The organism is Paenibacillus sp. FSL H7-0326, assembly GCF_001955535.1.
GTDB lineage: Bacteria > Bacillota > Bacilli > Paenibacillales > Paenibacillaceae > Paenibacillus > Paenibacillus shunpengii.
Window position 1 is genome coordinate 460319 of sequence record NZ_MPVN01000001.1, and the last position, 15897, is coordinate 476215.

General features: G+C 44.6%; 13 protein-coding genes. 1 reads left to right on the forward strand and 12 read right to left on the reverse strand.

The window, feature by feature from the left end; translation table 11 throughout:
* Positions 1-10 precede the first annotated feature (10 nt).
* Entirely contained in the window at positions 11-4006 is a 3996-nt protein-coding gene (gene essC / locus BK126_RS01980; protein ID WP_076311050.1) for a type VII secretion protein EssC, read from the reverse strand.
* A 56-nt stretch (positions 4007-4062) separates the two neighbouring features.
* Complete coding sequence (locus tag BK126_RS01985) at positions 4063-4383, reverse strand: hypothetical protein (protein ID WP_076311051.1); 321 nt, start codon at positions 4381-4383, stop codon at positions 4063-4065.
* Positions 4384-4826: 443 nt separating this feature from the next.
* Between BK126_RS01985 and BK126_RS01990 the strand changes: the two genes are divergently transcribed.
* On the forward strand, positions 4827-5066 hold the full coding sequence (locus BK126_RS01990; RefSeq protein WP_076311052.1) for a hypothetical protein: 240 nt from the start codon (positions 4827-4829) through the stop codon (positions 5064-5066).
* Between the two features lie 108 nt (positions 5067-5174).
* On the opposite strand, the gene BK126_RS01995 is transcribed toward BK126_RS01990, so the two are convergent.
* The 10 genes from BK126_RS01995 to BK126_RS02035 form a co-directional block, all read right to left on the reverse strand.
* Positions 5175-6821, reverse strand: a complete 1647-nt coding sequence (locus BK126_RS01995) for an extracellular solute-binding protein (protein ID WP_076311053.1) — start codon at positions 6819-6821, stop codon at positions 5175-5177.
* Between the two features lie 118 nt (positions 6822-6939).
* Positions 6940-8595, reverse strand: coding sequence for a response regulator transcription factor (locus BK126_RS02000; protein WP_256702678.1), 1656 nt, complete (start codon positions 8593-8595; stop codon positions 6940-6942).
* The gene (locus tag BK126_RS02005) at positions 8592-10328 is read right to left on the reverse strand and encodes a sensor histidine kinase (protein ID WP_076311055.1); all 1737 of its coding nucleotides are present in this window, start codon (positions 10326-10328) and stop codon (positions 8592-8594) included. The genes BK126_RS02000 and BK126_RS02005 overlap by 4 nt, the downstream gene beginning before the upstream one ends.
* 100 nt (positions 10329-10428) lie before the next feature.
* Entirely contained in the window at positions 10429-11319 is an 891-nt protein-coding gene (locus BK126_RS02010; protein ID WP_076311056.1) for a carbohydrate ABC transporter permease, read from the reverse strand.
* A gap of 19 nt (positions 11320-11338) precedes the next feature.
* Positions 11339-12244, reverse strand: coding sequence for an ABC transporter permease (locus BK126_RS02015; protein ID WP_076311057.1), 906 nt, complete (start codon positions 12242-12244; stop codon positions 11339-11341).
* A gap of 186 nt (positions 12245-12430) precedes the next feature.
* Complete coding sequence (locus BK126_RS29250; RefSeq protein ID WP_177178615.1) at positions 12431-12589, reverse strand: hypothetical protein; 159 nt, start codon at positions 12587-12589, stop codon at positions 12431-12433.
* A 190-nt stretch (positions 12590-12779) separates the two neighbouring features.
* Entirely contained in the window at positions 12780-13307 is a 528-nt protein-coding gene (locus tag BK126_RS02020) for a GNAT family N-acetyltransferase (protein WP_076311058.1), read from the reverse strand.
* 71 nt (positions 13308-13378) lie between these two features.
* A complete protein-coding gene (locus tag BK126_RS02025; protein ID WP_076311059.1) occupies positions 13379-13717 on the reverse strand; it encodes a L,D-transpeptidase in 339 nt (112 codons plus the stop codon).
* 51 nt (positions 13718-13768) lie between these two features.
* Positions 13769-14881: a ribosome small subunit-dependent GTPase A gene (gene rsgA, locus BK126_RS02030; RefSeq protein ID WP_256702679.1), complete on the reverse strand. Its 1113-nt coding sequence runs from the start codon at positions 14879-14881 to the stop codon at positions 13769-13771.
* A gap of 373 nt (positions 14882-15254) precedes the next feature.
* On the reverse strand, positions 15255-15848 hold the full coding sequence (locus BK126_RS02035) for a DUF2087 domain-containing protein (protein WP_076311060.1): 594 nt from the start codon (positions 15846-15848) through the stop codon (positions 15255-15257).
* Positions 15849-15897 lie beyond the last annotated feature (49 nt).

Consider the following 15897-nt stretch of genomic DNA (forward strand, 5'->3'; position numbering starts at 1 on the left):
CCACCTCCCTTCAAACTACAACATGCCATCGGTCGCGAATTTTTTCGATCCAATCGGCACGTTCCATATTGTTATTCCATGGCAGCGCTGCTTTAATCCTGGAAAATCTCCGTTTTACATAGTACCCCTGTCCTGCCGGCAGGACTTTCAGACCATTGGAACCCGTATTCGATTCTGAGAAAGGAATCCGGAAGAACGACAAATCATTAGGGTCCAACGTCCCGAACAACAGTCCGCTTTGGGCTGCTTTAATATCCGTTACCCAGTCGGCACCGAATGTCGGGAAATCTGCGGCAACTCCCGCGATGATTACATGCACACCACGATCTCTGCCTTGACGTACAATAGCAGCGAGTTGATCTTTCATCGTAAAATCATTCATCTGCTTCGCCAGTGTATCAGCATCATCTATAAACAATACAATCTCAGGACCACAGCGATCTGTTGTAAGCCTCATGACCGTATCATATACTTCCTGTATTAACGGACCAAGCTCTTCATCCTTAGAAGCATTCTTACGTATATGAGGCAGATTGGACAGCCGGCTTAAGCCTTCTTCCCCATACCTCGTATCTATCGAATACATATGAAGTTCCTCAGGACTATAATGGTATGCCAAGGACAGCATCCATGTCAGCATAAAGCTGGTCTTACCACTCTCAAGTGGACTTGCAACCATAAAATGCGGACCTTCACGAAGACTGATATTAAACACTTCCAGGTCATCTGTCATGAGTCCAACGGGCACATTATAAATATCTCTCTGCTCCTGACTCCGTGTATGCTTTGTATTATCCAGCACTTCTGCAAGTGTAATGACTTCAGGAAGTGGATCTATCTTCTGAGGTATCGAGCCCTTGTACGTCTGATTAACGTTACCAATCATAGCTCTTAGCTGGTCCGCTCGCTCTGCCTCATCTGTTCCTGACACAGGCAGAACCGTTTGAAACTCAAGTGGAGGTACATTCCCTTTAACAAGACCACGACCCGGAGGATATCCGTTAGGGACACGTGCCGGTCTTCCTACCGCATAATAATAATCGCTGGGATCTGCCATTTCAAAAGAAACCGCATTAGTTATGTTGCTTCTGATCTTCTCGAAAATGTCGGTTATCCGATTGGCTGTGACTACAAAAGTAATCCCGAGGCTTACGCCTTCCCTTAAGAACAGCTCCAGCTGCTCATTCTCATCCGGGTAAGAATTTCTGAAGGATAAGTACCCGTCAATCCATACGATAATTTGCGGCAAGGTTTGTCCTGTGCTTCGGCGATAGGCTGTAACCGTCTTGACCCCTGCTTCTGCAATTAATTCTCTTCTTTGTGTGAAGACTTTGGCTAAATAACGAAACAGCCGCTTAATTCGGTCATCATCCTCAGCAGACATCACACCACCAATTTGCGGAAGTTGTCTAAAGTCACGCATCATTCTTCCCATATCAATAACATAGCCATGCCAATTGCTGCAGCTTCTGGCAAGCGACATGATCATCGTCTGTACAAAGGTTGTTTTGCCAAGACCAGGCATTCCGTATACAGCCAGATGACCTTGTCCTAAGTTAATGGACATGGGCACCTGCTTCTGGTTCGTCAGATCATCTACAATACCGACAACCGGTTCCAGCTGGTCGGTAAGGGCCGAGCCTGAGCTCTCTGAAACTGCCCCATCCATAACCAGCTCTTCCCATTGAATTAATTCTGGCAATGGAGGGAGCCACGGACCTTGTAATCTCTCAATACCCGCTTGCTCGGCTACCTCTGAGATGTGATCAATAAAGACTTGAAGCTGCTTGGAGGAGCCTTCCGACTGCATCATGGATACTCTCTCGCCCGTTAACAGAGGCTCTCGCTTACCATTTAATCTAACTTCCATAAGGGGAAGTGAAGAAGCACTGTCATCCGTATGTGAGGTATAAGGAGCTCCACTCCATGCAAATTGCATTTCTTCAAATACTTCGTCACTGCCGACCTGGAAATAACCACGGCCCGGCTTCGTGATCCAGGCAGCATTCGGAATCTTGATCATATCCCGGCTGTCTCCCTCGCTTTGAACACGTAAACATATTCTAAATCTGGAGTTACTCCAAATCTTATCGTCAACGACACCAGCAGGTTTTTGCGTGGCCAGGATCAAATGCACGCCAAGTGTTCTGCCGATGGCAGCTATACTGATCAGTTCATCCATGAACTCCGGCTGTTCCCGTTTCAGCTGTGCGAACTCATCAATAATAATGACAAGATGCGGCAGCGGCTCAGCCTGGTGTGAACCCAGCCATTTATAATACTCATCGATGTGCTGCAAATTTCCAGCATCATTCAGAATTTTTTGTCGACGTACCAGTTCTGCACGAAGTGATATTTTTGCTCTTTCCATTAGTGATTGGTCAAGGTTTGTAATCGTCCCGACGACATGAGGCAGCTTCTCAAATGTGTTAGACATCCCACCGCCCTTATAGTCGATCAGCATAAACGCCAAGTCATGAGGGTGAAATTCGGAGGCTAGAGATGCAACGATCGATTGGATAACCTCACTCTTACCCGATCCTGTTGTTCCGGCAATCAGACCGTGCGGACCGTGTCCCTGACGCTCGATCTTGTCATGAAGATTAAGATACACTCTCTTGCCGCCAGCTCTGACCCCCATGGGTACCGGCAATGTGTTAGGAAATCTGTTCCGGGACCATCTGTCTGCTACATCAAGCTGTTCCACTCTGGATACTTCCATCATGTCGAATAAAGGCAGCAGAGGAGGTATTTCGGAAGCAGAGGATCGCTTCAATCGAAGCGGAGCCATATTTCGCGCACAAATTTCCGCCTCGGACCGTGTCATTCGATCGGGTACAAAAGTCTGATGAACGACATCCGCCTGTTCGGTCTTCTTGGAGTAGCTTCCTTCGTTCTTCCGAGCCTCCACCACGAGCTGACAATGCATTGGCAAATGCTCTTTGCGGGAAGCCAGTATAATCGTACAAGTTGTGATTGCTTCAGGATCTTCCAGGATCAGAGGCAGCAAAGGCTCTTCTTCAATAATGTCACGCTCCGACATTAGAACCACATACACCGGAATGTCCGGCCCTTTCTTACCCCGCTCTTTCCTGGAATTCTTACGTCGGTTCAGCGTCGTGTACAGACTATCTGCCAGCTGATGCGCACCGCTGTGTCTGTCCGCCATAAACCGCTGTCCGCGTTCATCATCCCAAATGTGAGGGAACCAGCGCATCCATTCGAATTCATCTGCTTCTTTTTCTTCATAAAAAGCAGCAAGCTTGACCTCATCCGGCGAATGTCTTGTCGTAATCTGTGTAATAATTACACGCAGCATAGACAAGACGTCCTCACGATCACCTACAATACCTACAATTTTAGACTCGTAGATGGGCAGTGCAATGGATGCCCCTTCGACGGTAATAAAATCCTCAGCCAATTTATGAGCAGCCTCGATCAGCGGTTCGCGCTCATAACCATCGAATCTTGGAGGAGCAATTGTAATTCGAAAAGGTTCAGCACCGATACCGGCGCGGACGGCCAGAAAATCATCATCATCCGGTGAACGCTCCCACAAAGAGCTGTGTCTGTTCTTTACAATCTGGCTGCACACTTCTGGATCCCCATGAATTTCATGAGTGATCTGTACCTGTCTTGCGGCTTCTGTCTCAAGCTCTTCACGATGCTTCGCAAGCTGAGATGTGTACATCTCTTCTCTCTCAGCGAGCCGCTTATGATATTCTTTCTTATTACTGAGGTATACAAAGAAAGGAATCGTATACGTTGCGAGCATCACCGTCATCATGACCATTTGAATGGTCATGAAGCTACTGTTGCCCAATCGGCCGGTACGGCTCAAATAGAAATAAACTCCCACTGTAGCCAATGTCATGACGAGTGGTATGATTAATGAAATGATCGAGAAAGAAGGCTTACTGGGCTCCATCGGAGGACGCAGAATCTCCAGTGTCTCCTTCTTGAGCACTTCCTTCATTCGTGGAGAACGCTGATATAACACGTTCAAGAAATTTCCTCCCTTCAAAAAGGCATAAACGCGCTTCACATTTGAATCTCGACTTATTACCCTGAATTTTTATTTTGAAACAACAATCTTCTTCCATGTACAGGGGCTTCGCTTTCCGTCGTCGAAAAAGCCTTTTGCAAACGGACAAAGTTCCCTTCTCTCAGTCCTGTTTCCGTTAATTGTTTTGCGTCAGGCAGCGTAAACCAGTTGCCTTCCGGGAATTTAGCTTCCAATATATATTGAACATTCTCTTGAGGAGGCTCGTTGAATATGCGTACAGAAAGTACAGATTTGAAATACTGGACGGTGCTCTCATCTGGAACCTCAATATCAATCCATTCTCCCTCTCGTCTTGACTGAACGACTGTCAGAATCATCCCATCACACCCTTTTTAGCTATGTCCATCGTCCTAAATCCTTTTATACACATTTTGGCGAATTGCCTTACTATTAATCTACCATATTTTCTAACAGAAGACCCTTTATTGCAATCTTAACTATACATTTTTAAAGCGAAATACCTATATAATCCAACGGACTCTATTACCATAGTCTCAGCTTTTCGTTACCTTACCATTTCAACAATATGAAAATTCGACATTTTTGCTGTCATCCCTCCAAATTCTGATATATTATAGTTTCCTATTCTATTCAGGTTTTTGTACAATTCGATGTCATTACTCCCCTCTCATTTGTGAACAATTTTCAAACACTTATCATCTTTATGTTTCCATAAGCTAATTTTAAGGTAATTTTAAGCAACGTTATTTAGAATTAGCAACATGAAACAACTCTAGTAATCTAGTTGAGGTGATTTCTAATGAGAACATTGATCTTTTTCCAAAACAAAAAAATTCCGGTTTATTTTAATGCTGAGAACAAGCAACCTGTACAAAAAACATTAAAGCTGCTAAGCAGCGCATTAGAAGATAAGATTAATAATGGTAAGCGCGCTTTACAAAAATGTTTGCATACATTAATCAGTATTGAAATTATCGGAAGCGAGGCGATTCTTCACAGTATCAGAGAAGACGACACGCTCGCACTATCCCTTTACTAAAGGGATAGTGTTTTTTTATATCCAGCAATGACAAAGCCACAATACGCAAAAATCGTATTGTGGCTTGCTGGCACCAATCTCATTGGTTAGGTCTGAATCTTGCATTCATCATTTACTTGCGTTAATCAGCTCATTCACTTCCTTCGTAATTTCATCTCCGCCGAGCTTCTTCCAGTTGGCAACGAAATTATCAAACTCATCGATTGGCAGATTACCATATATAATCTTAAGGAAGGTTTCTGCTCTCAGTTTATCCAGTGTTGCTGATTTGGTATTCATCGTTTTGGTTGGTGCATATATGAATTCGTTCATAACAATCAGATCGTTATCACGATAGTGCTTAATTACTCCTTGCGAGCTCTCAGGTCCGAAGATCCGTTCCATATGCCATTTATCCAGGTTACCTGAACGATAATCCATAATATCGTCATAGAACAGCTTCGCCTCAAGACCAAGTCCTGATGTATCCCCTGACTCTAGTGCCTTCTCAACCTCATCCTGAGCCTGCACGTTCTTGTTAGCAGGGAGATTTGATACGGTTGCATTCTGGAAGCCGAGTCCTGTCATACCATTCAGGTAGTCCGCACGCTCTGTCTCCGCCGCTTCTCCAAACATTTTTTCAGCTTGGAAGTTCAGCAGCTTAATTAGTGCTTCCGGATGCTCATATCCTTTACGTACAGCGAATATACCGCCGAGCGTCAGATGGTTCTGAGTCTTGGCCGGCTGATCATCAATGGATTGAACCGGGTATGGAAGCCAATCGACATTAGGGTCATTCTTGATCATCCCGCTGACTTGGAATGGTGCCCATTGCGGCAGGAAGAACATACCTGACTTCCCTGCATTGACGTCCTCCATCATTTTCGCGAAATCCTTCACACCAAATTCGGGATCAATGACGCCATCCTTATACAACCTTTGGAGCTCTTGAAGACCTTCTTTGACTTCAGGCTGGATTGTACCATTCACGACTTGTCCGGATTCGTCCTTAATCCATGTTTCAAGATAACCATGGTAGCCAAGCAAGAATCCATTAATCGGCAGATCTTTGTTCAGTGCAATACCGAAAGTATCCTTTTTGCCGTTTCCATCTGGATCGTTAAATGTAAAGGCCTCTGCAATTTCAATGACATCCTGCATGGATTGTGGAGCGTCAAGACCTACATTCTTAAGCCAATCTTGACGAATCCAGATCATATCCGAGGAATCCAAGGAACCTGGGAAGCTCACCATCGCGTAGATCTTACCATCTTTAGTTACAGGCTTCAGACCCGCACCGTCCTCCGCTGACAGAAACTCTTTAACGAGATCGGAAGCGTATTTATCATAGACCTCGGTTAAATCTTCCAGCATGCCGGCTTCATACAATTGCTCAAACTGCACCGCGCTCACTTTCAGGACATCCGGCAAATCACCGCTGGCAAGCGTAACATTCATCTTGTCATTATAGTTGGCATCCGCTACAACCCAGTCATAGGTAACTTCAATTCCGAGCTCATCCTTATAGCCTCTAAGCCAGATATTATCTGTATGAGTGTCACCTTCAGCTAAAGTTTCTTTTCCCGTCTCGTTCATCGTGGATCTCAGCTTAATTGGCGGATCATATTTGGTAAGCGGACCTCCTGCATCCTGCTGTGGTGTCGTAGGTGTGGATTCTGCCTCTGTACTTCCTGATCCGGATGAACAAGCAGCTAGTGCTGCTGTAAGTACGACAGACATCGATAACATTGTTATTTTCTTAAATGACATTCCCATGCGAATCCCCCTTTATTTCCTCCCCTGAGGTATATACACATCGTACTAAGAAAGCGCTGACATGAGCGAGTGGTACGTCTTTACATCCGGTATCTTTTATTTACCATTTAGGGTCGGATCAGATTTTTTGATCTCGATATTCTTGTGGTGTGCAGCCAATCGCCTTCTTGAAGAAGCGATAGAAATAATGCTGATCACTGAAGCCCACCTTGGCTGATATCTCATGCATTTTATATGTGGACCCCAGCAGCAGCTCCTTGCTTCGCTCCACTCTTTTTTCATAGATATAGTCAGAAATGCCTTTCCCTGTAATCCGCTTGTACCACCTTGATAAATAGGAAGGGTTTAATGATACTTCCTGGGCAATCCGAGTCAGCGAGAGATCATCCTCCAGATGATTTTTGATATAAGCATGGATGGCAATCAGTATTTGAGATTGGTCTGTAATTCGGCTGTCACTTCTCTTGGATACGATCCACTCAAATGAGGATTGGTAGAATCTAACGATATCCGGCCACCGAGTCTGTATATTAAAATGGAGCATTTGAGACAGATCAATCTCTTTCAGAGCCACTTCGTACAAGCCAAGCTCCTGCAGAACTTCCAGCAAGCAGCTTCCTGCAGCTGTATATATTCTCATTCGAACAAACGGATCTTCAAGTCCCTCGGAAGCTGTATCCCTCCATTTGCGGAAGGACTCACTCCAATCCTTATCTCTCGTCGTCACCCTCTGTTTAATCTGCTCTAAATGAAGGGATACGACAGCCAGCTTGTTCATCAGCAGCGGCGTGTGACTAACTTCATTATGAATGTCAACACGCAGCAGCTTCTCCATTCCTTGACCCGGCCCCTCCATCGCGGATAGACGAAGCTGAGCAATGACCTGACTAAGCTTTACCCAGCTCACAGGCTGCTCACTGACCATGATGGATACCGAAATATTGAGACAATTGGCGATGGACTGCTGTACGGTTTCAAGCGTTCCATGCACAAATCGCAGCGTTCGTACCCACTTTTCATCCGGCGAAGGATTCACCACACGATCTTTCATTTGAACAAAACAGGCGATGACCTGATGATCCAGGTCAATGGCTCTCACACGGGTCTTGTCCTGTAAATATTCCTCAGCAATATTCGCCGCTGCATAACGAATCAGACTTCGATCTGAGCCTGTCTCATAGTTGTTCCATTCCTCCACACGTATAATAATGGGCAGCACCCATTCGGTAGAATCAAATGGAAGCTGAATCGCATCGAACTCATCCTGTAAACTGCTGGAATCGAGATTCTCATCTCTCTGTATGATGTCTATTAATAATTGTCTATGAAGCTGGGGTAAAGCCCGCGGAAGCTTGTTTCGAAACCAGCTGGTCTGATATCGAAAGTCGTTCTCCTCCTCAATTTGCTGCATAGCCCGGTCTACCGCCTTACGGATCTGACTCATTCCTTCTGTTTTCAGCAGGTAATCGACAACGCATGGGTTACGAATCGCTTGATGAGCATATTCAAACTCGTTATGACCTGTCAGCAATATGATCTTACAGCGCGGCCAGCGCTCCATAATCTCTTGGATTAGAGCCATTCCATCCATTTCAGGCATACAAATATCGCTGAGTACAATATCAATCTTGACCATGTTCAGCCAATCCATGGCTTCAATCGCGGAATAAGCCTTAATAATTTCTAATTCACTGATCTCTGCCTTCTGAAAATAGGTATACAACCCGTCCAAAATAAGAGGTTCATCATCTACAATAAGCATTCGTTGCATCATCTATCTTCTCCCTTGAATGGTAAGTTGAAAGTAACTCGCAGACCTCCGATAGGGCTGCGGCTCACGCTGAGTCCGTAAGCATTGCCAAATTGAATGCGTAATCTTTCGTGAACATTGATGAGTCCCGTTATTTCTTCACCATCATGCCGATGTGCTGCATGTGATAATTTCTTAGACAATGTACTCAAGGTCTCATCTGTCAGAGCCTCTCCATTATCCTCAACGCAAATTTGCAGCTGGTTCTCATCATTCTTATATGATACTTTCAGCACACCCCCCTGGATCCGTTTGGACAAGGCGTGCTCGTATGCATTCTCGATTACAGGCTGGATTATGACTCTCGGGACCGTCACACTTCTAAACTGATGTTCGATATCAGAGATAATGGCTGTAACTCTCGAACCAAAACGGATATTTTGAATGGCCAGGTATACAAGTGCATGATCAATCTCTTCCCCCAGTGATACCTCCGGCTTAGAGTCTCTCGTCATATAACGGAAATACTGACCCAAATAATCAGTAAATTCCTGAATCAGCTCAACGTTCTCGACCTCTGCCATTTGTTTAATATTAAAGAAGCTGTTATACAAAAAATGCGGCTTAATCTGCGACTGAAGATGCTTGAGTTCCGCTTCACTCGTCCGAATTCGGGCAACATAGTTTTCTTCAATCAGAATATGTAAGCGTTTTAGCATATCATTAAACCGAGAATATAAATAACCAAATTCATCTCTTCTAGAATGAGGAATGTGAATACCCGTCTGTCCCTGCTCTGCCGTCTTAAACCCGCCGATCAGTACGGACAACGGCTTATGAATGGATTTATACACGGAGAAGGAGAAGATAAATATGATGACAATAGACAGTATCGTTAGACCCCACAGCCACAGCGTATATTTTTCCATTGGTGCTCTAAGAACTTGATGCGGAATGCTTGCTGTTAATGTAAAGTAATGTTCACGGTCAAATAGTGAGTAATGGAAAGCTTCCTCTGTATCATATCGTGTGATGCTCTGGGCTGGCTGGGATGCATCCAAGGTGTGTAAGCTTTGTTTAAGATCTGCCACCTGATTCTTAGATGGGATCACCACCTGATTGCCCTGTCCGAAGGACAAAGTGATCTCACTCCCTCCTGTTTCGGAAAACTCTTGAAGCCGGCGTTTCAGCTCATCGCTGGAGAGCCGGATGCCGAGTAAGAAATTGGGAGCTTCCTCACGATTCATATTGTAAGGATTGCTGCGAAGGAGGTATAACTCCTCGCCAACATGAGATAAAGCGCCATGCAGATTCCCCATGGAATCGATAAGGTTCTTCCACTCCGCGTCCTCCACATTTCGAATGCCGTCAACTGCGCTGACCCTCTTATGCAGAGCGGGCACATAATAGACAACATCGCTGATATAAGGACTTGTTTCTTTGATTTGACTCAGCTTGTTATGGATATCGTTCAAATTTGAGGTAACTTCGTAAGTGTTCATGATCGGTATTCGAGTACTCAAGGTGGACATCGTATCGTCAAAGGTATATTCGTTGACCAACCCGGTCATCCGCTGCAGCTCAAACTCAAGATGACTATGGTAGAAATGGAGCTTGGACTCGTGGGCCCTCTCCACTTCAGCCTGCATTTGTGCAGAACTGGACATTGTAATCATGATGCTGATAACATATAACGGTAAAAAAACGAGTACAAACGCCCCCATCAGCTTCACTACGATTGATTTTGATTTCCACATCGCAAAAAACCTTCTCAAGGTAACATCTGCTCCTCTCCTAACGCAAAAAGGAGCCGGAAAACGGCCCCTTTACTGCTAACTGCTGCTCCCTGTTGGAATCTTACCCTTTTACGCTACCTACAACAAGACCATGTACAAAATAACGCTGAAGGAACGGATAAATAAGCAGTATAGGAATGACGGACAAGAAGATCTGAGATGCTTGTGTTGTGCGATCTGAAATTTGATTCAAAAGTGCTGCATCTTCAAAGGTCATACTGTCCGTGGATATCGTCTGCACTTGCTGAAGCATGGACTGAAGATAGGTTGCAAGCGGATAATGTTCCGGACTCTTCATATAGATCATTCCGTCAAACCACGCATTCCAGTGACCGACCAGTGCAAACAGTGTTACTGTGGCGATGCTTGGCAAGGAGATCGGCAAGTATACACTCCAGAGTGTCCGCAGATGACCTGCGCCGTCCATCCATGAGGCTTCCTCCAATTCTTTGGGCAGCCCGCGAAAGAAATTCAGCATCAACAATACGTTAAAGATTGGCACTGCTCCAGGGAGAATTAGAGCCCATATGGTATCCAGCAGACCTGCTTCTTTGACGATTAAGTATCCAGGAATTAACCCGCCGCTAAACAGCATGGTAAAAACGAAGATCCAGGCGTATACCGTTCTTGAACGAAATTTATCGGCTTCCTTGGACAAGGGATAGGCCACAAGAATTGTACAGACGAGATTAACCAGAACCCCCAGCACGACTCGCAGCAGACTTGTGCCGAAGGAGTTAAGAAACTGCTGGTGCTCCAATATATATTGATAGGAGGACAGCGTGAAATCAACGGGCCAGAAGGTCACGCTCCCTGCTTTTACCGCTTCGCTTGAGCTGAAGGAAATCGCCAGGATGTTTACAATCGGAAATAAACAGAGTAGAGCAAGGATGGTTAAGATGACGTAATTAAATAGGATGAAACAGCGATAGGCTTTGGTCGTATGATGCATGTTGTAAGGGCCTCCCTTCCTAAAAAATCCGATAATTCGCAAAACGATAGGCCAAATAATATCCAAGTCCGATAAAGACGAACGAAACAACCGATTTGATAAGACCCAGTGCAGTAGATACAGAGTACTGTGCATCCTGAAGTCCGATCCGGTAGATCATCGTATCTAGAATGTCCCCTGATTCATATACAAGTGGATTATACAAGTTGAAGACTTGATCAAATCCTCCATTAAGAACATTTCCGAGGCTCAGTGTCACCATCAGAATGACAATCGGGCGGATTCCTGGAAGTGTAATGTGCCAGGTCTGCTTCCATCGTCCCGCTCCGTCAATAACAGAAGCTTCGTATAAGGAATGATCTATGCTTGTTAATGCGGCCAGATAGATGATCGTTCCAAACCCAAATTCCTTCCATTGATCCGTAATAACTAATATGTACGGGAACCACTCATTACTAGCAAGAAATTGTATGGGGTCAATTCCGAGGGCTTTAAGAGCCATATTGACAATTCCGCTGCTGGGTGACAATACATCGACAATAATGCTGGCAAGTATGACCCACGAGAAGAAATGAGGCATGTAGATAATGGTTTGAATGGTTCGTTTGAATCCAGTCCTTCTCACCTCATTTAAGAGCAAAGCCACAAGGACAGGAACAACAAGTCCTGCGACTATTTTCATTACGGAGATAAATACTGTATTCCATACCACTTGGCTGAAGCCTGGTAAATCAAACAAATACCTGAAATTATCGAGACCCACCCAGTTCATATTTTTGAAGCCTGCGATCGGGGAAAAATTCTGAAATGCAATAACAAGCCCCGCCATAGGGATATAACTGAAAACTAAGACGAGAATAAGTCCCGGCAGGATCATAAGATGAAGCGGGATGTTTCGAATAAATTGCTTGATGTTAATTCGCATATGCCGTCTCCTCCTTCAAGTTGATTATAGGAGCAGGGTCCATCGCTTTTATAGTGGAGGGTGTTGACATCAGGTATCTTTTGTTGACTTCCTACCGTTTTTATGCCAAAAAGAAAGAACCTCCTATGTAGAAGGTTCCTCCGAAAAACCGTAGATAAACTTTTATGTTGACATAACGACAATGAACTAGTTGATAAAAACAGACTTCCTGCGCTTCATCACTTCCTCAGTTCTGGCCGCCATTTCGATGCGTATCATAAATAACTCAAGCAAATGCTCTCTCGTATTCTCTTCCTTACAGCTGTCTAATTTATGAAGGATAAATCGATCAATGGACGTTGACATAGGTAACAGCCTCCCATTCTTTATTTCTCAGTCCGGCATGACTGTATCTCCCGCTATTGATCCGGTACACCAGAATTAACCATAAATTGTCATTCCAAAACAGTTGTATACCACTTTTTCACAAAATATTTTACCCGTCCCCTCGAAGTTTACAAATGAGAACAAAGGTAGACAAATTCCGCTGTATTATTCATTTAAATCGCAGTAACTCATCGAGGTTATCCCACCCGTATGCAATTTCGGTATAGTCTTCGCCTCCGATTTGAACGAGTTTATCTCCAGAAGCAATCCCGTGCCATTTTTCATAAAATGCTCGATACCGGTTATCCTCGAGCGCCCATAGAAACATAGAATCATGCCCTTGGTCCCGTAAAAATACCGCGATCGATTGCATTAATTGCAATCCGATTCCTTGCCTTCGATAGCTGTCCAATATGTATATCGCGTATAACTCTCCTTCATATGGGAGACTATGGGTTCGGCTCGGCCCCCCGCTCGCAAATCCAATGATGCCCCCTTCCTCCGTCTCAGCTACATACACCGCTGTTTGATCAAGTGCCGGATCCAGCTGTCTCTGCCAGTTCGTCGTCCTCTGTTCCACGGATAACCCGGCTAGGACCTCTTCCTTGATAACTCCCTTATATGCTGTTCGCCAGCTGTCCACATGTACTCTAGCAATGGCTGCTGCGTCTTCGAATACAGCTTGTCTAATGATCATTTGCATTCCTCCTGAATGAGTATCATGATCAGGGTAGTCGCCATAGAGCGAATACCCTCTGTCACATCACCCTACGGTCTTATGGTCACTCTTGTGCCGACAGGAACTTTACTCTCCAGATCAAGCACATCCTGATTGTACATTCTAATACATCCACGGGACACATTCTGTCCAATAGAGGAAGGGTTATTGGTCCCATGAATTCCATAATGAGCTTTGGACAAACCCATCCAAAAAGCCCCGAATGGCCCTCCCGGATTGGGCTGTTTGTTGACAATTGTAAATTCTCCAACCGGTGTCTGTGTAACCATTGCACCAATCGCAACGGGATAAGCTCGAACGACAACATCATAATCAAGCAGATACAGCTGATGATCAGACAGATCTACAATTATTCGATAATTTGGCATGTGCATTCCTCCTGTTTCATCCTATGCACTGCCGTATAGATAAGCGCAGCCTTAATCTTCTATTTCTTTACGCCAGCCACTTTTTTTGTCACGAGTCGTACTATGCTTCGTATTTCTAGTGCTCTTTTTTGCAGCTACAGCCTCTTTTTTGACTTGAAACTGAATTTCTCGCAGCATTTTGTGATAATTTTCCAGCCGCTTCGCCTCCAGCTCTCCCGTTTGAATTGCATCCCTCACGGCACAGCCGACCTCCTGTAGATGCTGACAATCAGAGAATCGACATTGCTGTGCGAGCTGTTCAATATCCTCGAAGGTACGGGAGATGCCCTCTCCATCATCCCAGATCGACAAGGCCCTCATGCCCGGAGTATCAATCAGAATACCGCCTTCCGGGAGTCTAAACATTTCCCTGTGTGTCGTTGTGTGTCTTCCTCTACTATCTTCCTCCCGGACCTCTTGAGTCATCTGATGACTCTCACCTGTGAGCCAGTTAATCATGGTCGATTTTCCACTGCCTGAGGAGCCGACCAGCGCAACCGTTTTACCGGAACCCGTGTAGACTTCCAAGGCTTCTTTCCCTAAGCCATAATGAGCGGATACAGGAATGACGGGTACGCCAGGAGCAATGGCTTCCGTTTCTGTCAGATAGGAAGAGAGATCCTCGCATAGATCACTTTTGCTCAGTACAATGACAGGATTAACCCCGCTATTCCAAGCCATGATCAGATACCGCTCCAGCCTTCTTGAATTGTAATCTCCGTTAAGAGCACACACGATAAATAAGGTATCGACGTTGGCAGCAATAATTTGTTCTTTGGTTTCAAAACCGGCGGCCTGTCTTGAAATCACGCTGTTTCGTTCAAGTACACCATGAATCAAAGCATCGTCATAATCACCATATGTTTTTACGATGACCCAATCACCCACACCTGGCTTACTCCCCTCACTAAATAGGGCTCTAGCCTTTCCTGACAAGCTTCCGAACTTATTCCCTTCCGCTGTTAAGATGCCGTACTTCTGTCCGTAGTCTGTTGTAATTCGAGCAGGCCGGAGTGTTTCTTTCTCAGCATGATTGAATGTGCTCATCACGTCTTCCCACTTCTGATCCCATGATGCAGTCCAGCCAAATTCAATTAACTCTGTTCTCTGAATCTCATTCTTCAAATGTTCTACCTCCATTAATTGGGTGTTCTTTAACTCAAACAGGTCTCCCGAAGCAAACAAAAAACCGCAGGATATATCCCTGCGGCATTATCCTCCAATTCAAGCCGAGCATCCCTCAACATGAGAATTAGAAGTATCACATAAAAAATCCGCACAGGATATACTCCCATACGGATCTTCATCCTCTGATGAATTGACAGCTCTTCCATAGAAGACAGCTGAAACAATTAAATCTGAGATGATTGTTGTCCGATCGGGAGACGATAGTTACAAGCAACAACATATACATTCATCATTAGGTTACTCATAGATATCGCCTCCTTCATCATTTTTCCATATATTACAGGATGGTACATTGTTATGTCAAACCTAATTATTTGACGTTCTCCCATTTCGTCCACATCTCTGTCGGATTAACCTCGTATATTTCTTCCTCCCTGTACATGAAATCATGCATAATAAATTCTCTGCGGATCGTGGCATAATCTTCATGATACGGTTTGATAAATTCATTGATTTCTTTCTCCTGATACTTTCTTCCCTTCTCAAGCTGCTCTACAAGATGCTGAAGTACAATAAGCTTCTTTTTGTATTGAGCGGGAATGGATCTAAGCTTACCTTCCTTCGTAAAGAAATTTTTCATAACGGAATCCTTCAGTTTCTGCTTGCTGTCTGTTTCCACCATCTGGCTCTCTCCCTTAAAAATGAAATGTAGTGATGCTTCTGCGTGCTCCTTAATGAGGTAAGGATAAAGTGTAAAATAAATCGTATTCTTGTCCCTTCGCTCTTTAATGAGTCCTGCTTCTCTCAGCTTGGCAGCATGATGCGTTACAGTAGGCTGGGAAAGATTTAATTTGTCTGCAAGCATTTGTCCATTCATTTCACCTTGAGATAATAACAGCATCATTCGCATCCGATTTGGATCAGCGAGTGCCTTGTGGTAATTTACAATCTTATCAAGCTGCATAACTATTCCTCCACCATATTTATTGAGCCGAGTCTATTCCATTTAATTT